The 22899-nt window shown below is 33.1% G+C and carries 12 protein-coding genes; 2 read left to right on the top strand and 10 right to left on the bottom strand.

Annotated elements, in window-relative coordinates; translation table 11 throughout:
* Positions 1 to 32: 32 nt before the first annotated feature.
* Positions 33 to 1298, bottom strand: coding sequence for a type IX secretion system plug protein (locus tag J9309_RS06700; RefSeq protein ID WP_230477811.1), 1266 nt, complete (start codon positions 1296 to 1298; stop codon positions 33 to 35).
* A gap of 88 nt (positions 1299 to 1386) precedes the next feature.
* Positions 1387 to 3804 (bottom strand): alpha-ketoacid dehydrogenase subunit alpha/beta, encoded by a 2418-nt coding sequence (locus tag J9309_RS06695; RefSeq protein ID WP_230477810.1) that lies wholly within the window; start codon positions 3802 to 3804, stop codon positions 1387 to 1389.
* A gap of 117 nt (positions 3805 to 3921) precedes the next feature.
* Here J9309_RS06695 and J9309_RS06690 point away from each other — a divergent pair, with 117 nt between their 5' ends.
* Both J9309_RS06690 and J9309_RS06685 read left to right on the top strand, forming a co-directional pair.
* Positions 3922 to 6663 (top strand): M16 family metallopeptidase, encoded by a 2742-nt coding sequence (locus J9309_RS06690; RefSeq protein WP_230477809.1) that lies wholly within the window; start codon positions 3922 to 3924, stop codon positions 6661 to 6663.
* Between the two features lie 116 nt (positions 6664 to 6779).
* Positions 6780 to 7730 carry a hypothetical protein gene (locus J9309_RS06685; protein ID WP_230477808.1) on the top strand — a complete coding sequence of 317 codons (951 nt, stop codon included), beginning with the start codon at positions 6780 to 6782 and terminating at the stop codon, positions 7728 to 7730.
* A 59-nt stretch (positions 7731 to 7789) separates the two neighbouring features.
* Here the strand turns inward: J9309_RS06685 and J9309_RS06680 are convergent, their stop codons facing one another.
* The 8 genes from J9309_RS06680 to J9309_RS06645 form a co-directional block, all read right to left on the bottom strand.
* Positions 7790 to 9385, bottom strand: a complete 1596-nt coding sequence (locus tag J9309_RS06680) for a class I SAM-dependent methyltransferase (protein WP_230477807.1) — start codon at positions 9383 to 9385, stop codon at positions 7790 to 7792.
* Positions 9386 to 9536: 151 nt separating this feature from the next.
* Positions 9537 to 10058 (bottom strand): PepSY-like domain-containing protein, encoded by a 522-nt coding sequence (locus J9309_RS06675; RefSeq protein ID WP_230477806.1) that lies wholly within the window; start codon positions 10056 to 10058, stop codon positions 9537 to 9539.
* Between the two features lie 92 nt (positions 10059 to 10150).
* Positions 10151 to 11533 (bottom strand): alpha-amylase family glycosyl hydrolase, encoded by a 1383-nt coding sequence (locus J9309_RS06670; protein ID WP_230477805.1) that lies wholly within the window; start codon positions 11531 to 11533, stop codon positions 10151 to 10153.
* Positions 11534 to 11550: 17 nt separating this feature from the next.
* Complete coding sequence (locus tag J9309_RS06665; RefSeq protein WP_230477804.1) at positions 11551 to 13206, bottom strand: alpha-amylase family glycosyl hydrolase; 1656 nt, start codon at positions 13204 to 13206, stop codon at positions 11551 to 11553.
* A 22-nt stretch (positions 13207 to 13228) separates the two neighbouring features.
* Positions 13229 to 15598, bottom strand: a complete 2370-nt coding sequence (locus J9309_RS06660; RefSeq protein ID WP_230477803.1) for a glycoside hydrolase family 31 protein — start codon at positions 15596 to 15598, stop codon at positions 13229 to 13231.
* Positions 15599 to 15891: 293 nt separating this feature from the next.
* A complete protein-coding gene (locus J9309_RS06655) occupies positions 15892 to 17997 on the bottom strand; it encodes a glycoside hydrolase family 97 protein (protein ID WP_230477802.1) in 2106 nt (701 codons plus the stop codon).
* Between the two features lie 356 nt (positions 17998 to 18353).
* Entirely contained in the window at positions 18354 to 20210 is a 1857-nt protein-coding gene (locus tag J9309_RS06650; protein ID WP_230477801.1) for a glycoside hydrolase family 13 protein, read from the bottom strand.
* A 387-nt stretch (positions 20211 to 20597) separates the two neighbouring features.
* Entirely contained in the window at positions 20598 to 22892 is a 2295-nt protein-coding gene (locus J9309_RS06645) for a glycoside hydrolase family 65 protein (RefSeq protein ID WP_230477800.1), read from the bottom strand.
* Positions 22893 to 22899: the final 7 nt, after the last annotated feature.

Genomic DNA, 22899 nt, shown 5'->3' with positions numbered 1-22899 from the left:
AAAAACCTGATCAAGTTGATCAGGTTAACTATTTAATTTCTTGTGTTTACTTCTCCATATCCCATTAAGATATCGTAACGGCCACCCCAAGGTCGATAATAAAATAAACCTTGATACATATTTTCTGTTTGCCAAAAACTACCACTTACATAACTAGGTTCAACGCGCTTTGTCTTTGTATTTACAACAACGTATTGATAATTATAATATCCTTGTTTTAGAAAATATTCATTTTCCCAAAGTTGAGAATCTTTATTAAATTTTAGTTTTGAATTATCAGAAATTTCCCAATTATTAAATGCTCCAACAACATAAGGTTGGTACAATCCATTTTGATCTTCAAAAGCGTCTAAAGCAAAATAAATCCAAGTATAATCAGCTTCTGAAGCTGCTAAATATTCATTTCCGTAGCGATTACTACGGATATAAAAGTTACCATTTACATCTCCAAAATCATCATAAGGAAGATTATATTTAGGGAAATCAACTCGTAAAACGGTATGATAAACAGAATCTTTTCTAAAATTACGTTCGGTAGTTAAACCGGGAACATCTAAATTTTTAGTATCAAACCAGTTGTATTCGGCTCCACCTTCAAAAGTCCATTTTACATTATTATAAGTTAATTGATTTGTGCGAGTAAAATCTGGAGATAAATCTGTTATATGATCGTTCCAATTGTTATTTTTCATGATAAACAATTTTCCACCATCAGGGGATTCAGTAAAATTTTGAGATCCACTTGAAACAACAGTTTGTATCTTTTGGTTAATATCTTTCACACTTGGATTGATAAAACGAGAAAAACTCATCCCAACATCTACATTTCCTTCGTAAACAGCAAAACGTTTGGTGAATACAGGATTATTTTCGTCGTTAAAATAAACTTTCAATAAATAATTTCCACCCAATTTCACATTCATATCTCTGTTCGGAAACTGAATTTGATAATTGGTATATCTTTTATATGTATTGAATGAATTTTTGTAGGTACGAACATAGTCGTTATTAATACCAACTAAAAATTCTGATTGAAAAATCCCTGATTCAGACCAATCCGCATTTCTATGCTCAATTTTATAATTGTATCGTTTATATCCAGCATCTAAATCATCAAATAAAAAAAGTAAAGTTTCATTTGAATTTAAACGAATAATTGGAGTATTATCATTCTTTGATGGATTAAAAACTTGAACTGTTCCTATATTTCTTGGAGGTTTCACTTCAATCTCTTGTGCAAAAATTGTATTAGAAAAAACTAAAATTGCTACAAAAAATAATATTTTAAAAAACTTCATTTCTATATTTTTTACTAAAATACAACAATAAAAAAAGTGTCCAACTTTTCAGTTGAACACTTTATTATTTATAGTATCAATAATTTATTTAAAAAATTGAAGGATATTTTGTCGGATTTGACTCATTCATCATCGCATAAACACGCTCTACAATATCATCAACAGAAGGTTTAGAGAAATAATCTCCGTCTGTTGCATAAGGAGGTCGGTGTGCTTTAGCCGTAATTGTCATTGGTTTACTGTCTAAACTGAAGTAAGCCGATTGTTTTTCGATAATTTCTTGTAACAAGAAAGCTGTTGCACCACCAGGAACGTCTTCATCAATAATAGCTAAACGATTTGTTTTAGCTAATGATTTCGCCACATCATGCTTAATATCAAAAGGTAATAATGATTGCGCATCAATAACTTCAGCTGAAATACCTAATTGTTCTAATTCTTTAGCAGCTTCCATTACAATTCTCCATGTCGAACCGTAAGTTAAAAGTGTTACATCAGAACCTTCTTTCGTAATTTCAACCTCACCAATTGGAGTTGTAAATTCACCAATATTAGATGGTTTTTGCTCTTTTAATCGGTAACCATTTAAACTTTCTACCACAATTGCAGGTTCATCACATTGTAATAATGTATTATAAAAACCAGCAGCTTTTGTTAAGTTACGAGGTGTTAAAACATTTACTCCACGAACTAAGTTTAAAATTCCTCCCATTGGAGAACCAGAGTGCCAAACACCTTCTAAACGGTGACCACGAGTACGAATAATTAATGGCGCTTTTTGCCCTCCTTTTGTACGATAAAGTACCGAAGCTAAATCATCCGAAATTCCTTGTAAGCAATATAAAACGTAGTCTAAATATTGAATTTCAGCAATTGGACGTAATCCACGCATTGCCATTCCTATACCTTGACCAAGAATTGTAGCTTCACGGATTCCTGTATCCATAATTCTTTCGATACCATATTTTTCTTGTAAACCTTCTAAACCTTGGTTTACATCTCCAATATTCCCGGCATCTTCACCAAAAATTAAAGTATTAGGATATTTTTCGAAAATTTTATCAAAGTTATCACGAACAATAACACGACCATCTTCAACAACTTCTTCTCCTTCATACTTAATTTCAACTTGTGGAACTTGAATTGCTGTTCCAGAAACTAAGTGAGACGAATATATATCTTCTTGAATTTCTAATTGATTATTCAACCAATTAATTAATTCAGATTTTGCAGTTAAATTTTCTTCACGAACAATTCGTAAGACTTTACGAACAGCTGAGAAAATATCACGTTTAAATGGAGTTGATTTTGCTTTTAATTGATTGATTTCAATAGTTACAAATGCACCATTTGAACTTTCTTCAGCAACTTTTTCTAATAAAGAAATTGCAGCGTTTTTCAATTCAATTATTGGATTCAAATATAAATCCCAAGTTTTCTTTTGTGCATCACGCACTTCTTTTTTTACTTGGTTTTCTAAAGCTACTAACTCTTCTTCAGAGATAATTGGCTCAGGTCCAGTTTCTCCAAATTTAATCATCCATTCGCGGAATTTTGCAATTCCATCGTACTCTTTTTCCCAAGCTAAACGCTCTTCAGATTTGTAACGTTCGTGAGATCCAGACGTTGAATGTCCTTGTGGTTGTGTACACTCAGAAACGTGAACAATACAAGGTATGTGATGTATTCTTGCGTATTCTTCAGCTTTAGTATATGCATCAATTAAACCTGGATAATCCCATGCTTTTACAGAGATGATTTCGTAACCACGTTCTTGTTCTGTACGTTGGAATCCAGATAATAATTCTGATAAATTTGATTTTGTTCTTTGAAATTGTGCTGGAACAGAAATTCCGTATCCATCATCCCAAATTGAGATAATCATCGGAACTTGTAAGACTCCACCTGCGTTTACAGTTTCCCAAAAATGTCCTTCAGAAGTACTCGCATCACCAATTGTACCGAATGCGATTTCATTTCCATTTCTAGAAAATTGTTCTTTCACATCAGCATCCTTTACTTGACGATAAACTTTTGAAGCTTGAGCCAATCCTAATAAACGAGGCATTTGCCCAGCAGTTGGGGAAATATCAGAACTTGAGTTTTTTTGATCTACTAAGTTCTTCCAACTTCCATCTTCATTTAAAGATCGAGTAGCAAAATGAGATGTCATTTGACGACCTCCTGAAGCTGGTTCGTGCTCTAAATCAGTTAAAGCGTATAATTGTGCGAAAAAGTTTTCTACAGTTAATTCATTAATCGCAAACATAAAAGTTTGATCACGATAGTATCCTGATCTAAAGTCTCCGTTTTTAAAAACGCGAGCCATAGCGATTTGTGGTAACTCTTTTCCATCTCCAAAAATCCCAAATTTAGCTTTTCCAGTTAGTACTTCTCTACGACCAAGTAGACTCACTTCACGTGACAAAAAAGCTAAACGATAATCGTTTACGATTTGATTTTTGAATTCCTCGAAAGTAATTTTATTTACCTCTTGTGTTTCCATTTCATTTGTTTGTTGCAAAACAAATTTAACAAAAGATTTGTAACATAACCATACTATTTACAACTTATTAGACACTAAATTTAATAAATTTATAATCTAAACATTAATATTTATTCTATGAAAAAAACTCTATATAGCCTTGTATTCGCCTTTATACTAGGAACTGCACCATACGCAATTGCGCAAAAATCAACAACCAATACGGCGCAATTCGTTACTCAAGTAGAAGGAATAAAAGAATATAAATTAAACAACGGTTTGCAGGTTTTATTTATTCCGGACGCATCACAAAGTAATGTTGTTGTAAATATTACCTATCATGTAGGTTCTAAACACGAAGGATATGGTGAAAAAGGAATGGCGCATTTATTAGAGCATATGCTTTTTAAAAGCACCAAAAATTTAGGTGACATCAAAAAAATGTTATCTGATAAAGGTGGTAATGCCAACGGAACAACTTGGTACGACCGTACAAATTACTATGAAATATTCCCTTATTCTGAAGAAAATTTACGTTGGAGTATTGAGATGGAAGCTGATCGAATGATTAATGCTACCATTCTTCAAGAAGATTTAGATAAAGAATTTTCTGTTGTAAGAAATGAATTTGAAATTGGCGAAAATAACCCAATGGGTGTTTTAATGGAACGAGTGATTAATGCAGGATATGTTTGGCATAATTACGGAAATTCAACAATTGGTTCTCGTGAAGATATCGAACGTGTTAAAGCGCCACAATTAAGAAAATTCTACGAAAAATATTATCAACCTGATAATGCAGTGTTAGTCGTTGCAGGTAAATTTGACGAGAAAAAAGCTTTAGAATATGTAAACAAATATTTTGGTGCGATTGCAAAACCAGCCAGAGCTTTAGATGAGATACAAACTAAGGAACCTGCACAAGATGGAGAAAAGTTTGTAGAAGTAAAACGTGCTGGAGATAGTCAAGCGGTTGGAATCATGTATCACACAGCTCCATTTGCCGACAAAGACTACGCAGCATTATCTGTTTTAGAGGAAATATTAACTTCTGATCCTTCTGGATATTTATACAAATCTTTAGTAGATACACATAAAGTTTCTTCAATTTGGTCCTTTTCTCCCCAATTAAGAGATGCAGGATTTATGTTTATTGGTGCAGAAGTAAGCAAAGAAAAAAACATCAAACAAATACGCGATGAAGTTCGTACAGAATTAGATAAAATTGCATCAAACAATTATACAGAGGCTGATGTAAAACGTGCCCAATCTTCTATTGCTAAACAATTAGAAAATCTAAAAAATAATACAATCGGGCAAGCGGTTAACTTAACAGAAATTATCGGTTCTGGAGATTATCGCTTAAACTTTATTTACCGTGATAATGTTGAAAAAGTAACATTAGCAGATGTAAAACGTGTAGCAGAAAAATACTTTAGAGAGAATAACAGAACGGTTGGAATTTTTATTCCGACTAAAGATGAAATCCGTGTATTACCAAACGAAGTTTCTTCTAAAGAAATCAAAAATTTAGTTACTAATTATAAAGGTAGAGAAGTTGAAAAAGAAGCAAAAGCTTTTGAAGCTTCAATAGCTAATTTAAAAGCTAATTACGCTGAAGGAAAGTTAAATAATGGACTGAAATACGGAATTATCAATAAAGAGATTAAAGGTGAAAAAGTAATCATTTCTTTAAATTTACCTATCTCTAATGAAAAGGATTTAGCAGGAAAACAAGAAATTGGAAGTATGGCTGCTCAGTTATTATTGGCGGGAACAAAATCGATGACGAAAGAACAGATTAAAGATAAATTAGATGAATTAAAATCTTCTGTTTATTTTGGTTTTTCTGGTCAGAATTTAACTGTTAATATCAACACCTACAAAAAATCACTTGCAGAAACAATGAAAATTGTAAAGCAAATGATTACTGAACCTACGTTCCCAGAAGCTGAATTAGAAAAATTAAAAATCGAAAATGTTACTTATTTAGAAGGAAACATGAACGATCCACAATCTGTTGCTTTTACAGAAATTCAGCGTTTAACTAATAATTATCCTAAATCATCTTTATTTTATACCTCTACATTTCAAGAGATGATTGATGATATCAAGAAAGTAAAACGTACAGATTTAGTTAATTTCTATCAAAATTATTTTGGCGCAAATAATGGTGCTGCTTCAGTAATTGGTATGAATGAAAAAGAAAAAATTCAACAATTAATAGATGATACTTTTGGTAAATGGAATTCTAAATCAAAATACGAAAAAGCATATCCAACATATCATGCAACAGTTAAAAATGATAAAATCATTAACATTGCAGATAAAGAAAATGCAGCTGCAGTTGGTGGTTTAAATCTGAAAATGAATCAAAACCATTCTGATTATCCAGCTTTGGTTATTGCAAATGAAATTTTAGGTAGTGGAGGTTTCTTAGCAGCTCGTATCCCAATGCGACTGAGAGAAAAAGAAGGAATTAGTTATGGTGCTGGATCCTATTTAGACGTGCCTTCGGATCCTAAAAACGAATCTGCTTCTTGGGGTTATTATGCATTTCTTAATCCAACAAAACGTGATGCTGTAGAAAATGCTGTTAAAGATGAAATTATTAAAGCAGCAAAATCAGGTTTCACTGCAGAAGAATTAAAATCAAATATTTCTAGCTGGAAAACAAGCCGTGAAACAGCTTTAGGAAATGATGGTACTTTATTGGCTTTATCAACAAATTATTTATTAAATAATATTTCTTTTGATGAATTTACTGCATTAGAAAAGAAAATTGACAAATTAACTTTAAGCCAAGTAAATGAAGCAATGAAAAAATACATTGATTTAGAAAAAATCATTTCAGTTTACACAGGTACATTTAAAAAATAATACTTTAGATATCAATATTTAAGGCAGTCTTTAAGGGCTGCCTTCATTTTTGGAACTAATTTTGCATGAACACACATTGAAAAATATAAAAAACACAATAACTAAAAATCATTACAATGGAACAAGATCAAAAAAAATCAAATAACTCGACCCTTCCTATTGCATTAGGAGTTGGATTATTACTGAGTTTAGGTTTTAATGCTTATCAATTTATTGACAACAAAAACGATCAAGAAACTTTAAATAAATCTGTAAAAGAATTATCAGCAATTTCTTCTGAAAAATCTCAATTAGAATTTGATTATAAAAATTTACAAGACGAATTCGAGACTTTAAAGAGTTCTATTGTTGATAACGATGGTTTATTAGCAAATAAAGAGCACGATATTAAAATTCAACAAGAAGAGATTAACAAGATTTTAAATGATGCGAATGCATCAAAACAAGATTTAGCAAAAGCTGAATCGATGATTAAAAATTTAAAAGCTGAAATTTCTACCTATAAATCTGAAATTATTCGTTTAGAGAAAGAAAATGCAATCTTAGTAAAAAATAATGCTTTATTAACAACAGAGCGTGATAGTATTACTACAACATTGGCAAATGAGAGAACTGAACGTATCGTTGAAAAACAAGTTGCTCAACAAAAAGAAGAAGAATTAAGTACAACTTTATCTGTTTCTAACCATAAAATCGCTCCATTAAAAGTGCGTAATAACGGAAAAGAAGTAACTAAAAATAAAGCTAACAAAGTAGATAAAATTAGAGTTTCTTTTGATATTGATAGAAATTCTCGTGCAGTTAGTGGAAATAAAGAAATTTATGTTGCGATTCGTAAACCAAACGGTCAGATCGGAAAATTTGGTGGAGCTGAATCTGGAACATTAAAATTACATTCTGGTGACGAAGTTACTTACTCTGATAAAGTAAATATTAACTACCAAAACGGAGCTGGACAAACAGTAACTTTTGATTGGGAAGATGCTTCTTTTGAGCCTGGAACTTATAAAATTGACATTTACCAAAATGGATTTAAAATTAGTCAAGCTGACGTAGTTTTAAGATAATCCGAAAATTAAATAGTATAGATTTTAAAAAAGCGAGGTGGATTTCACCTCGCTTTTTTTTATGCTTTCAAGTAATTAATACTTACCGTTGCTAATTCATTATCAGGAAATTTCTTGAATAATTTATTATCCGGATTTAATCCTGCTTCCTGGCAAATTCTGTGAAAAACATCAACTTCTAGAATATATTGATCCGAGAAACCATGTGTCGCATCATAAGCTGTTGCAGCTGTATTTCCTATATTTTTAGCCACTAAATCTGGAGCTAACGTATGCAATTCTATCAGCAATAAACCGTATCGTTGTACATAAGGCGCCCATTTTTGTAAATGCTGTTTTAAACTTTCTTCAACATCGCCATTTAATAATCTTTTTCCTCTAAAAGCGTATGCTCCAGTTGAAGTTGATACTCGATTTGTAGCATCTATATCTGTCCAAATACGATTATGATCTAAGAAAGTTCTGATATTTAAAAGCTCACTTAATGAGATGTTATAATCGTTTTGTAAATCATTTGATAATCGTTCAGGATCACCAATATCTCCCCAAATTACTTTTGCCCAAATATCATTTTTAATCAAATTTGCTCGAGTAACTTTTAAAGCTGCTTGGTTATAATCTGCTCCAACTAAAAACAAAGGATAATCATCTAAATGACGACCACGTAACGTGTAACGTTCCACCACTTCGTAAAGATGTTGCAACAAAGCACCATTCCCACAACCCATATCCAAAATTCCTTTTGGTTGTTCTTCTAAAGGACGATTAAAAATATCCATGATAAATTCATCAATCACTTTAAAATAAGTAGCATGCGCTCCTCCACTACCCCACACATTCATCTCTCGATCTACATGAATTTCATCTTCACCATCTTTAATTTCTCTAATTTTTGATGGAGAACCATATAACAAATCATCTATTTTAGAGAACGTTGGTAAATAAGAAACCGTAACTCCGTAAGCCGAAGCACGACGAGCAAAAAATAATCCTGTTTCCGTAAATTGGTAATTTTTGCCTTGCTTTGTAAACCACTCAAGTTTTACTAAACAATCTAAAATTTTCTCAAAATATTGTGGATTTTTATGAAACTCATCTGCACTGAAAGATGCTTCCATAAAATATTTATGAAATAATCCACTCATTCCTAAACGAACGATTAACGGACCGACTAACGCACCTTCGATATGTTTACAAATCTGAAAATGTAAATGTTTATCTATAAATTCAGGTTCGTTACTTGATGTTAAATAAGATTCATATTTTTCAAATAAATGAGTCCATTTTTTACAAAAATCATCTGAAAAATCTTTACGATTAATTACTTCATCAGATTTTAAAAATGTTGCTAAATCTTCATAAATATCAAGATTCGTAAATGCACGTTCTGAATATTTATTAACTTCAATTAATACTTGATTATTTTCTGGCATTAATTGATAACTCAACATATTTTGAGAGGCCAACACACGTAATGCTACATTAAGATAACCTTCGTTGGTTTGAAATTGATTTGATAACTGAGAAATTGTTACTTTTTTATTTTCTACGATATAGTGCAAAACACCTTTGTGTGCTAAAGCTGCTAAAACTGGAGCAGTCACAATACCATCAAGATGTCTAAAAATTAACGATCTTAAAAATTTTTTATCCATATAACGATGAAATTAACCATGTAAAGATATTTAATAATACCTAAAACTCTATTGGATTAGTATAGTATTTTAGATAAAATAATTTAATCTTTATCTAATGTATTTATTTCTAAACATATAAAAAAACCTCTTTGTAAAAAGAGGTTCATAATTATTTATCTATTCTTAAAAAATTCCCGTTTGAATCGAGTTTTAGATCAACATTATTCAATAATTCTACATCAATTCCCGTTGCATCACGATCAATTGATTTGATTCCGATTTCTGGATAATTCTTTTTCAAATATTCGCGAGAAGCTTGAGGTAAAAATGAAGCATCAACAGATTGATTGGCTACACCAGCTTTCACCTCTTTCCATTCTCCATTCGCATCAAAATTAATTTTGATTCCATTAGATAATTGAATATTATACTCATCTCCAGAAACATCTGATTCTTTAATTACATTTTGAATTGTTTCACTTCCAAAATTCTGTTTAATAAAGTTTTGAGCTGATTGAGGCAAATCTGTTTGCTGCACTACAACTTCATCGTTATCTGTTGTGACAGCTTTTTGCTGACCATCTTCTTTAACAACCGTATAAGAATCGTTTGTTTTATTTTCTTGGGTTGAATTACAAGAAAAAATTGCTAATGAGGAAAGTACAATTATTGATATTACTATTTTTTTCATGATAATATGGTTTATTATGTTTATCACAATCATTATACCATAAAAAAAGTCGAATAGTTTCCTATTCGACTTAAGTATCAATATTTAATAAATTATTTCTGTACTAATATATAATATTGCCATGGCTGGAATTTAACTTTAGAATTTCCATCTAAATTAATTTCTTCACCCGTCATAAAATTTTTAAATGTTCCTGAAATCGGAACGATAACTTCTTGTGCAACTTTCGTAAAGTTTCCAACAAAATAAGCTTCAGTAGAATTCTTCTTACGTTTAAAAGCTAATATAGCTTGATCATCAGACGTTTTTAAACGCTCGTAAGAACCAGCATTTTTACCTCCATTAAACGCTTCGTTCGTGATTTTTAACTCACCTAATTTTTCATAAACACCACGCATTTTCGCATTTGGATTACGATCGATAGAATCTTTAACAAAGAATTTTAAACGACGATTGAAATCTTCTTCTTGTCCATTATAAATCAAAGGAACAGATGGTAAAGCATACGTTAAAGCTGCGAAAGTTTCAACTGCATCTCCCATTCTTTCAAACTCAGTACCAGCCCAAGAATTTTCATCATGGTTTGAAGTGAATAACATTTTATAATCATCTTTCTCCCATTTGTGTTGGATGCTATCCATGTAAACATCAACCGCAGAAACATTTTTCTTTCCTTTGGCAATATCATTCATGATATGATGTAATTCCCATCCATAAGCCGCATCAAAAACGCCATTTTTTAATAATTCTGGTTCTTCTGTTTCGCCTAACATAAAAATCTCGCGACCATTTGCCAATTCTTTCTTCGCTTCTGCCCAGAAATCTGTTGGTACCATGTGTGCCATATCGCAACGGAATCCATCAATGTTAAATTCATCCAACCAATATTTCATATCGGCAATCATGGCTTTACGTAATGCTGGATTTTTGTATTCTAACGAAACAACATCTGTCCAATCGTAAGGAGAAATAAAGTTTCCTTTTTCATCTTTTTCATAGAAATCAGGATTAGATTTCATCCATGGATGATCCCAAGCTGTGTGGTTCGCAACCCAATCTAAAATAACGTAAATTCCATTTTTGTGCGCCTCTTTAACCAAAGCTCTAAAATCTTCTGCTGTTCCAAATTCAGGATTAACTCCACGATAATCACTAATTGAATAATATGAACCCAAACCTTCTTTACGTTTTTCAACACCAATTGGATGAATTGGCATTAACCAAAGAACCTTAACACCTAATTTCTTGATATTAGGAATTTCTTTCGTTACTGCGGCAAAAGTTCCTTCTGGTGAGAATTGTCGCACGTTTACTTCATAAATTACAGCTGTTTCCGCCATATCTGCAGTAAAGGGAGCAATATTTTCTCCCGATTGTTCTGTTTGTACTGCTTCGGTATTAGTTTCATCCTTTTTACCACAACTTGTAATAAAAAGCCCAGCGACTAAACCTAAAGCTAAAAATTGTTTAACCATGTTTGTATTTTTTCCTTTTATTTTACTTTTTCCAATAAGACAATATCCGAAGTGGAAGCTAAAACAATTCTTCCGTTTTTTACTACTGAAACTTCGCCTGAATATGCATCTCTAACTTTAGTTCCATCTGTCCAAAGTCCAGCTACATCAATAACTTTTTCTTCTCTGAAATAATCCATTGCTATAATTACCTCATCCTCGTTGTATTTACGATGAAAAATATAAGGATCAGCTTGTAAAACCGTTTGTTTTCCTGCTCCTACCGCTGGATGATTATGACGGAATTGACCTAATTTTTGAAAATGGCTTAACAATTCTTTTGTTTCAGAATTTGATTGAATATCTTCCCAATTCATGAACGAACGAAGATTCGCATCACCATCTGCACCATCAACTTCTAATGGTCGAGCAATTTCATCCCCGTAATAAATTTGAGCCATTCCAGGCGTTAATAATAACTTTGTTCCAGCATCCCAAGCAACCTTACGTTTCTTATCGTATGGCGAACCATCATCGTGAGAAGAAATGTAATTCATCACCGTCTTCCCTTTCATTTCGTTGTGGATGATGTCATCGTAACGATTGAATAATTTTTGAAACGTTTCATTATGTGTTGAACGTAAATCAAAATTGATTAACGCATCAAATCCGTGTTCGAAATAGTTTACTTTCTTATCAGGAAATGAGAAATTTTGCCCTTCATTAATCGTATAATTATAAACTTCTCCTAATAAGAAAAACTCATTATTATCTAAAGCTTTGTGTGGATTTTTAGCTTTGTATTCATTAAATGCATCTTTACAAATCTCTGCAAATACCTTCCAAACTCCTTCTTCTGTATGCTTTACTGTATCGACACGATAGGCATCAATACCATAATCACGAATATAATCCGACAACCATTTCATGATGTAATATTTCGGCGCTTTTGGAAGATTATATTTCGCAAAAAATGTATTTAATTCTTCAATTTCTTGTCTTAATCGACCTTCTTTTTGCCATTTTTCCAACAATTGTGGCGGTAAAGTAACATCAGATTCTGACTCTGTTAAAATATCAGGAAGATTTTTAACCAAAGTACAAGCTGTTGTATTCACATAATTATCGTAGGTACAATGTGGCGAAACTCGAACCCAATCTGCTGGAAAAACCGCATCCAATTCCGTTACTGGACCTGTATGATTAATTACCGCATCCAACATGATACGAATTCCTTTCGTGTGAGCTTTATCAACTAATTCTTGTAAATCTTTTTCTGTTCCAAAATTACGATCTAAAGCTGTCCAGTCTTTTGTCCAATAACCGTGGAAACCGTAAGTTGGTCCTTGACCTTCATCAACCGCACCGTGAATTTGCTCCACCAAAGGTGTCATCCAAATTGCATTAACACCTAAATTTGTGAAATATCCTTCCTCTATTTTTTGAATAATTCCTCGAATATCTCCTCCTTCAAAACCTCTTAATTTCGCAGTTTCTTGTGTACGACCGTAATTGACATCGTTCGTAGAATCGCCATTATTAAAACGATCGGTTAATAAGAAATAAACGTTGGCTCCATTCCAAACAAATGGTTGGTCACTTTTTGTAATTTGTTGCGTGCTTTGTAAAATCGTTTTTGAACAAGATGTTAAAAACAAACTTCCTAAAGCTATACTGAATATTAATTTTTTCATTGTATTTGTTTTTTATTGAAGCTTAAAAACTGAAATTAATTTGTGATTTTCCTTCAGCTTGTAAAGCTACTTCTACGATAAAATGTTTTTTAGCCGCATCATAATTTCCATTTAAACCTTGATTTAATTTTAAGTTTGATGGAGCATTATGAATAATCACTTTCACTTTCTTATCCGAACCTTGATAGTTTTTACCTTTTATGGTTTCAATCTCTATTGATGCTTTTGATTTATCTAATTTTGATGAAAAATTAATTTTCTCAAACAATCCTTTTTCAAATGCATTTGGTGTTTTTCCATCGTCGTTATAGATATAATCTGATGATTGTTTCACTTCTACATCAAAGAAATAATGCACTTCGAATTCATCTAAATTATAATCTTCTGTCGTCTGAACCAATTTCGCCATCGGAATAAAACTTCCTCCACGCACATAAGTTGGGATAGAATTTTCGACAGTTTTAATTGCTTTAACTTGTTCACCTTCTACTTTTTCATCCGTATAAAAATCAAACCAATTTGCACCTTTTGGGAAATGTACTTGCTGTGTTTTTAAACCTTTTTCAACAATTGGAGACACTAAAAAGTTTTTGCCCCAAAAATAAGTCGTCGAAACATTTAATAATTCTTTATTCGAATCATCTTCAAAAAATAAAGGACGCATTAAAGGTTGTCCAGAAATACTATTCTCATAAACCAATGTATAATTGTAAGGCATTAACTGATAACGTAACTCAATCGCTTGTTTCGCTAATTCTTTTGTCGCTAAATTTTTGAAAATTGGTTCTGAAGGAACATCTTCTTGTGCGTGTGGACGGTAAATTGGTTGAAACACGCCGTATTGTAACCAACGCGTGTACAATTCATCGTCTTCGTAGTTTCCGGCAAATCCTCCTAAATCCGAATGCATATAAGGAATTCCTTGCATTCCCATTTGTAAACTGATTTCGGTTTGACCATGAAGTCCACCCCACGTACGGTTTACATCACCTGACCAAGGAATCATTCCGTAACGTTGTGCTCCAGAATAAGCCGAACGCATTAATATAAAAGGACGTTGTTCTGGAAAATCTTTCTTGTAGCCATCATACACCAATTTTGCCCATTCAGATCCATAAATATTATGCACCTCATCGGCAGAACCATTGATGTGTTGTAATGCTTTTGGATGAACTTCTGGTTCACCTAAATCTCCCCACCAACCATCAATTCCTTGATTAATGAATTTTTTGTACACATTCCAAAACCACGTTTTTGCTTCTGGTTTGAAAATGTCGATTAATCCTGTATTTCCGAAATAGAAATCGTAGGTAAATGGTTTCCCCTCTTTTGTTTTGGCTAAAATATCTTTTTGAACCGCTTCATTCCATTTCGATGAAGTCGTTAAAATAAAAGGTTCCGTTATTAAAACCGTTTTAACCCCATGCTTTTTGTTATAAGCAATCATTTCATCTGGGCGATTGAAATTATCTATATCCCAATCTAAATTCCCCATTGTTCCTTGCACCGTTTTTCCGAACCAATACAAATCTAAAATGATTCCATCCAACGGAATTGAATCTCGACGGAATTTATCCACCACAAACTTTACTTCGGCTTGATCGTGATAACCCATTCTTGACGCAATATTTCCCATTGCCCAACGCGGTAACATTTCTTGTTTCCCCGTAAGATTGGTATAATTGCTAACCATATCTGTCCACGAATCTCCTACGACCACTTGGTATTTTTTATTCCCTGAAATCGTTTCGTACGTTAATTCGTTTGCTTTTTTCGAATCAAAATCTAAGAATCCAATCGGTGCATTGTCAAAATGAATCATATATTGATTCGATGAAATAGCAATCGGCATTGTAAAGTTCATCAACTTCGATTCTGTCTCGTAACCATAGTGCGCACGATTGTATAATTCTAATCGATTTCCACGACGATTCATTCCTAAGACACGAGCTCCAGCACCGTAAAGCGCTTCGTATTTTGTTAAGTTGAATTGAATCGTTTCAGTCGAATCGTTCACTTGTTGATACCCTAACTTTTCAGAAGTGACTAATTTATCTTTGTAATAATATTTCACTTGAAACGGCGCCTTATTTATCACCGTTTTTAACCCTTTCGTTTCAATCACTAATTCTTTTTTCGAATCTTTAATTTTAGACGAAACAGATTGTGGTTTCATAATCACGGCGTGAGAACCATCTTTTGCTTGTTGACCATTTGGTACAAAAGAGGTTTCGACAATTTTCTCTGAATAAGGTTGTATATAATAAGTTCCATCATTCGTCTTTACCTCTACTCCATTCTGTACTTTTTTGTACGATTGGAAACTACGATTTGGGTTTTGTGCCCAAGCTATAGTAGAAAGTAATATGATTGAAAGTGTTAGTTTTTTCATTTTTTTACGTTTTACGATTTTGTCATTCTGAGCCTGTCAAAGAATTTTACATTACTCTTCGACAAGCTCAGTGTGACAGAATTCATTATTTCTATTTGTTTTCTAAATGCTTTTTTCTTGATAAAAAAGTATTCAAAAAATCAAGACTTCGATTTGTTTGTCAAGCTGAATTAATTTCAGCTTCGCATCCTAATTTGATGAGATCCTGAAACAAGTTCAGGATGACGTTAACTATCAATTCAAAGTTTTTCAAAGAATCCTTATTACTTAAGTCTTGTACTTTACAACTTCATCTATTTCACTGGAAAAATAGAAATTGCTGTTCCTCCACTCGCCGCTAAATTCAATTTCAGCTTTGATTTTGAATTGACTTTCAATTTTTTGATGTCGTACGCTTTTGGATTTTTATCCCAATGTGCATTTTTCGCATCTTGGTAAATTGTTGCTTCGTACGTTACTCCTGGCGTTAAGAAATCTAATTTAATTTCTGTCTGACGAGGATTTTCATCTGTAATTGCTCCTATAAACCAATTTTCAGATCCATTTGCTTTACGCGCTACTGTTAAATAATCACCTGGTTCAGCTTCTAAATATTTTGTATCGTCCCAATCTAAAGCTACATCTTTAATAAATTGGAAAGCATCTGCATACTTCTCGTAGTTTTCTGGTAAATCAGCTGCCATTTGTAACGGAGAATATAACGTGACATATAAAGCCAATTGTTTCGCTAAAGTCGTGTGTACTTTAGTATCACGACCAACATTGTACACTTTCATATCAGTTTCGAAAATTCCAGGTGTGTAATCAATTGGTCCACCTAATGAACGAGTGAAAGGTAAAATCGTTTCGTGCGCTGGAGGATTTCCATAACTCCATGCATTAAACTCATTTCCACGTGTTGCTTCTGCTGCGATGTAGTTAGGATAGGTACGGTGATAACCTGAAGGGCGAGAACTTTCGTGTGTGTTGACTAAAATTTTATTTTCTGCAAAACGCTCTACCGTCCAATTAAAGTGATTGACCATCGTTTGCCCATCGTGAAATTCTCCTCTTGGAATGATTCGACCCACATACCCTGTTTTTACAGCTGGATATTCATATTGTTTCATTACATCCATTGCACGATCAAAACGACGTTCGTAATTAGCTACTGAACCAGAAGTTTCGTGATGCATAATCATTTTTACGCCTTTAGCTTTTGCATAAGCTGAGATTTCTTTGATATCAAAATCAGCATAAGGAGTTGTAAAGTCAAAAACATCTTCTTTCCAGTTTCCGTACCAATCTTCCCATCCTTCGTTCCAACCTTCTACTAAAACCCCATCAAATCCGTGTTTTGCAGCAAAGTCGATGTAACGTTTTGTATTTTCAGTTGTCGCACCATGAGGAAATTTAATCGCCTCCTGCCCGACTTGGTTTTGTGCGTTCTGAGTTCCTTGACGATCCCAAGTTGATTTCCCAACGTGCATTTCCCACCAAATTCCGACATATTTCATTGGTTTTATCCAAGATGTATCTTCAATTTTAGAAGGTTCATTTAGATTCAAAATCATTTGTGGACCTTTCCCTACGATATCACGGGCATCATCCGACACCATAATCGTGCGCCAAGGTGTGTTGAAAGGCGCTTGTAAATAAGCTAAATCTCCGATTGCATTAGGCGCTAAATGCGATTGAAATTGAAACGTATTTTTATCAAATTCTAAATGCATTACGGGATAATTAACCACTGCTGCTTCAAAAATATTTAGGTAAATATTATCGTCAGTTTTCATTTGTAATGGTGTTTGAACTGAATTTGGTTTCCCAATTGATTTCACTCCAATTCCATTATTCATATCAATTTTGCTGTGATCGATTCCTGAAATTTTAGATTCGATGTAGGTATATTCTTGTGTATCGAAGTCACCAGGTAGCCAAAACGTTTGGTGATCTCCTGTTAAATTAAATTGTGTTTTTTCTTCTTTTACGACAAAATAATTTAAGTTTTGTTGCTTCGGAAATTCATAGCGAAAAGCTACACCTTCATCAAAAACTCGAAACGTAACATTTACATTTCTGTTGGTAGAAATTTGCGTTAATTGAAACGTACCTTCGTTATGAATATCTTTAATTTCTTTATATTCTCCTAAAACAGGTTGCCATGCGTCATTTACCGATTTAGTCGTATAATTTGTAACTGTAAATCCATTTTCTAAAGCTTTTGCATCTTTTAAAACGAAACCTAATGTTGAAGGTTTTACAATTTCTTTACCTTTATACGTTACCGTATACGATGGTTGACCATTAGCCGTTAATTCGAAATTAACTTTTAAATGCTTCGATGGCGATTCAATGGTTTGTGCATTTAATACTCCAATGGCTAGTAAAGTAAATATTGTTGTTGTTATTTTTTTCATTTTGTTTTTTTACGTGTTACGTTTGATGTTTTTCGTTGTACGATTTTTTTATTCTGAACTTTTTAAGAATTATTAATAACACTTCGACAAGCTCAGTGTGACTGAATTCATTAGCTCAAATTATAATTATATTTTCATTTTTGTCTTGACACAAAATGATTCATTTCTTCAATACTTTTTTCTTGATAAAAAAGTATTCAAAAAATCAAGTCTTTAAATCTATGACGTTAAGAAAATAAATCTCATTTAGTTTCGTTTTACTTCTCGATGCAAATTTTCTGTATTGCATTTCGAAAATTCACTCGAAGTGACGGAAGGCTACCTTAAGTCTTATAACTTAAGACTTACACCTCAAACTATTTTTTCAACTCAATAATCATTGAAGATTTTTCATCGATTGTAATTTCTCCATTTATATTAATCGGGAAAATTTGTTCTGAAATAATATCTTTTCCTGAATTGTATCCTTTAATTGCTTCTGCGAAACGATCTAATTTTAAAATTTGTTTTTCTGACTTATTATTTAAAATAACCATGACAGATTCATTTTCATTATATCTGAAATAAACATAAATATCATTTTGAGGAGCAAAATGTTTTGTTTTACCAGAATGAATTACTTCTTTGCTTTTACGCCAATTAAAAACTTTAGCGGTAAAATCATAATAAGCTTTTTGTGTTGCTGTTCGTGACTTTGATTCAAAAGCATTTTGAGCATCCGACTTCCAACCACCAGGAAAATCTTGACGAATTGCTGCATCTCCACCTTTCTTTTTATCCCCAGCCATACCTATTTCAGTTCCGTAATAAATCTGTGGTATACCGCGAACCGTTCCGATTAAAGTTGTAGCTAATTTATAGGCGTTAATATCACCTTTAAACATTTCGTTCCAACGTTCCGTATCGTGATTTTCGAAGAAAACAAACATGTTGTTCACATCTGGATATAAAAAATCACTTGTAAAAGTTTCGTAAATTTTAACCATTCCTTTGTCCCAAGATTCTTCTTCCTGAAATGCTTCAGTCATTTTACTGTATAAAGTAAAATCCATAATTGCTGGAAGATTTGAATTGTAACCAGCCATTTCACCAATTTTAGAATCTTTTTGCCAATAAGAAATATGAGCCGGAGAATACATCCACGCCTCTCCCACGACATTCAGGTTTGGATATTCATTGGTAATCGCTTTTACCCAAGTTGCCATCCCCTCTTTATTATTGTAAGGATATGTATCCACACGCAATCCACCTAATTCGGCATATTCTATCCACCAAATTGCATTTTGAGTGATATATTTCAAAACCAAAGGATTCGCTTGATTGATGTCTGGCATTGTGGTATCAAACCAACCATTTAACGCTCCGATTTTATCAATCTCTGAAGCGTTTGAATCAAATTGTGTTGTTGTTCTGTAATTTGAACGACGGAAACCATTTTCGCCTTCAGGAAATGTATGAATCCAATCTTTTGTCGGTAAATCCTGAATCATCCAATGTGAGATTCCCCAGTGGTTCGTGACATAATCTTGAATCAAGTACATTCCTCGTTGATTCAATTTCTGAGACAATTCACGGTAATCTTCATTCGATCCGTATCGTCCATCTATTTTATATAAATCCGTTTGGGCGTAGCCGTGGTACGAATATTCTTTTTCGTTGTCTTCATTAACTGGAGTTAGCCAAACCGCAGTGGCTCCCAAAATTTGGATATAATCTAAGTTGTTGATAATTCCTCGCAAATCTCCTCCGTGACGACCACCTGGCAATTGACGATTCATTTTCTCACGCAATTCTTTTTTTGAATCATTGCTTTCATCTCCGTTTGCAAAACGATCCGGCATAATTAAATACACCACATCTTTTGATGAAAACGACGAACGATTCGCTGAATTTGGTTGACGATTTTTTAACTCGTACGTATAAGAATCAACAATCTTGTTTTTATTCTTGATGTTAATCTTGAAAGATGAGGTATTGATTTCATTCGTGTTTAACGTTACAAAAACATAATTTGGATTCTCTGTTTTGGTGATGTCCTTGATTTGGATTTTGTCCGATAACTCGATGTTATATTTACTAATGTCTTTTCCGTACACTAAAATTTGTAGTTCCGGATTTTTCATTCCTTTCCACCAAAACATTGGTTCGACCCTTTGAATTTGAGCAAAGGCGAAGGATGATAATAAAGAAGTTAGTATGAATAGTTTTTTCATTCTCGTAATTTGTGTTTATTGATTTTCATTTTTGTCTTGACACAGAAACGATACATTTCTTCAATACTTTTTTCTTGATAAAAAAGTATTCAAAAAATCAAGGCTTTAAATCTATTTGACTAAAAATAAATTTCATTTCGGCAATGAATTAAATGATTCCCTACGGTCACTAATTCATTCTAATCCTTCACTCTATTTATTTTATTAACGTCATAGATTTAGAGGCCATTTTATTTATTTTAATATCCAAGCTGAATCTCGTTCAGCTTCACTTCCTAATTTATTGAAATCCTAAAACGAGTTCAGAAAAAAGGAAGTTTAATCTATAAATTGATAAAAAAATACCTCAAAAGCCGAAGCCTTCAAGGTATTCTATTTTTCCCTTTATTAAATAGAAGGCTGCACCACTACTTTTTGGTCGAATACATAAACCTCTAATGGTTCAGTACCTTCCAATTCGAAAGTTGTTTCACCTTTATTTACATTGACTTTTAGGATTTGATTACGGAAATTAATTTTGAACGAAAATCCTTCCCATTGTTCTGGTAAACGAGGTTCAAAATATAGCGTATCATTTTTCACACGCATTCCACCAAATCCTTCTACAATCGACATCCACGTTCCAGCCATTGATGTGATGTGTAATCCTTCGTGAACCTCTTTGTTGTAATCGTCTAAATCTAAACGAGAAGTTCTTAAGTAAAATGTATAAGCTTGTTCCATACGACCTAAAGTAGCAGCTTGAATCGAATGCACACAAGGTGATAAAGACGATTCGTGAACTGTTAATGGTTCATAGAAATCAAAGTGTTTTTCTAATTGTTCTTTTGAGAACTGATCCTCGAAGTAATAGAATGCTTGTAACGTATCCGCTTGTTTGATGTAAGCCGAGCGTAAGATTCTATCCCAAGACCATTTTTGGTTGATTGGACGTTCTTCTTTTGCTAATTCAGAAACAGGAGTTAAATCTTTATCTAAGAATCCGTCTTGTTGTAAGTAAATTCCTAATTCTTCGCTGTATGGGAAATAGATGTTAGCCGCTACTTCTTTCATTTCTGCTAATTCAGCATCTGTGATGTTTGTTTTAGCAGTGATACGAGCGAAATCTTCTGGATAATTCGCTTTTACATTTTCCACTTGTTCAATCAAATAATTCATACACCATTGTGCACAATAATTTGAGTGGAAGTTATTATTGACGTTGTTTTCGTATTCATTAGGACCAGTAACTCCTAACATGACGTATTGTTTTTTATCAGCAGACCAATTGACACGTTGTTTCCAGAAACGAGCGATTCCTAATAAAACTTCTAAACCAGCTTCAGGAATATACGATTGATCTCCTGTGAAACGTGTATAGTTGAAAATAGCAAAAGCGATAGCTGCATTTCGGTGAATTTCCTCGAATGTAATTTCCCATTCGTTGTGACATTCTTCTCCGTTCATTGTTACCATTGGGTATAATGCCGCACCTTTTGTAAATCCTAATTTCTCAGCATTTTCAATCGCTTTGCCCAATTGGTTGTAACGATATGTTAATAAGTTACGCGCCACTTCTTGGTTCTTCGTCGCCATATAGAATGGTAAACAATATGCTTCTGTATCCCAATATGTCGATCCACCGTATTTTTCCCCTGTAAATCCTTTTGGTCCGATGTTTAAACGAGCATCTTTCCCTGAATAAGTTTGGTTTAATTGGAAGATATTGAAACGAATTCCTTGTTGTGCTCTCACATCACCTTCGATAGTAATATCCGCCATTTCCCAAGTATTTGCCCACGCTTCTTTTTGGTTTATTAACAATTGTTCATAACCTAAAGCATTGGCTTGTGCTAATACATTTTCTGCAGCAGCAACTAATTCGTTTTCTTTATGATTTGTCGAAACTACATATCCACCAAATTTTTGGATCGTTGCTATTTCATTTGCTTTAACTTCTACTTCGTAAGTGAATTCAACTTTCCATTCTGTTTTTGTAGCTGTTGGAGTGATCGCTTGTTTTTCATCGTTAATGAAAATTGCATTCTCCATATACGTTACCACATTGTAATGTGTTTTGAATGTACGCGCTTGTACGAAACCTTGTTCTCCTTTGATTTCAGATCCGATCGACTCCCAGAAAATTTCTTCCCAGTTTGCATCTTCGTTCTTTACGTGAGCATCAACGTAAGGTTTAAAAACAATTTTAGCATCTCCGTTTAAAGGTTTGATGTCATATTTAATTGCACCTAATTCATCTAAATCAGCAGCTAAGAAACGACGCACAAAAACTTCAATTTCTAAACCAGAAGGTAAAGTCGCTACAAATGAACGATCTAAAATTCCTTCTTTCATATTTAATTCGCGACGGAAGTTTTTCACTTCTTTACACGTATTTAAATCGAATTGTTCTCCATTGATTTCAATGTTGATTCCGATCCAAACAGGTGCATTTAAAACTTTCGCGAAATATTCTGGATAACCGTTTTTCCACCAACCCACTTTTGTTTTGTCTGGATAGTAAACTCCGGCAATGTAACTTCCTTGGAACGTATCGCCTGAATAAAACTCTTCGAAATTGGCACGTTGCCCCATGGCTCCGTTTCCGATAGAGAATAAACTTTCAGACGATTTTACTCGATCTTTTTCAAACCCTTCTTCTATAATTGACCACGCATTCGGGATGATATAATCTTGATTCATTTTTGTT

Source organism: Faecalibacter bovis (assembly GCF_017948305.1).
In the GTDB taxonomy this organism is placed as follows: domain Bacteria; phylum Bacteroidota; class Bacteroidia; order Flavobacteriales; family Weeksellaceae; genus Empedobacter; species Empedobacter bovis.
This window is presented reverse-complemented; position numbering and strand designations above follow the sequence as displayed.

Bases quoted from the DNA above. Each gene is read 5' to 3' on its own strand.
- J9309_RS06700 (WP_230477811.1), bottom strand. From the start codon at position 1,298: ATGAAGTTTTTTAAAATATTATTTTTTGTAGCAATTTTAGTTTTTTCT.
- J9309_RS06695 (WP_230477810.1), bottom strand. From the start codon at position 3,804: ATGGAAACACAAGAGGTAAATAAAATTACTTTCGAGGAATTCAAAAAT.
- J9309_RS06690 (WP_230477809.1), top strand. From the start codon at position 3,922: ATGAAAAAAACTCTATATAGCCTTGTATTCGCCTTTATACTAGGAACT.
- J9309_RS06685 (WP_230477808.1), top strand. From the start codon at position 6,780: ATGGAACAAGATCAAAAAAAATCAAATAACTCGACCCTTCCTATTGCA.
- J9309_RS06680 (WP_230477807.1), bottom strand. From the start codon at position 9,385: ATGGATAAAAAATTTTTAAGATCGTTAATTTTTAGACATCTTGATGGT.
- J9309_RS06675 (WP_230477806.1), bottom strand. From the start codon at position 10,058: ATGAAAAAAATAGTAATATCAATAATTGTACTTTCCTCATTAGCAATT.
- J9309_RS06670 (WP_230477805.1), bottom strand. From the start codon at position 11,533: ATGGTTAAACAATTTTTAGCTTTAGGTTTAGTCGCTGGGCTTTTTATT.
- J9309_RS06665 (WP_230477804.1), bottom strand. From the start codon at position 13,206: ATGAAAAAATTAATATTCAGTATAGCTTTAGGAAGTTTGTTTTTAACA.
- J9309_RS06660 (WP_230477803.1), bottom strand. From the start codon at position 15,598: ATGAAAAAACTAACACTTTCAATCATATTACTTTCTACTATAGCTTGG.
- J9309_RS06655 (WP_230477802.1), bottom strand. From the start codon at position 17,997: ATGAAAAAAATAACAACAACAATATTTACTTTACTAGCCATTGGAGTA.
- J9309_RS06650 (WP_230477801.1), bottom strand. From the start codon at position 20,210: ATGAAAAAACTATTCATACTAACTTCTTTATTATCATCCTTCGCCTTT.
- J9309_RS06645 (WP_230477800.1), bottom strand. From the start codon at position 22,892: ATGAATCAAGATTATATCATCCCGAATGCGTGGTCAATTATAGAAGAA.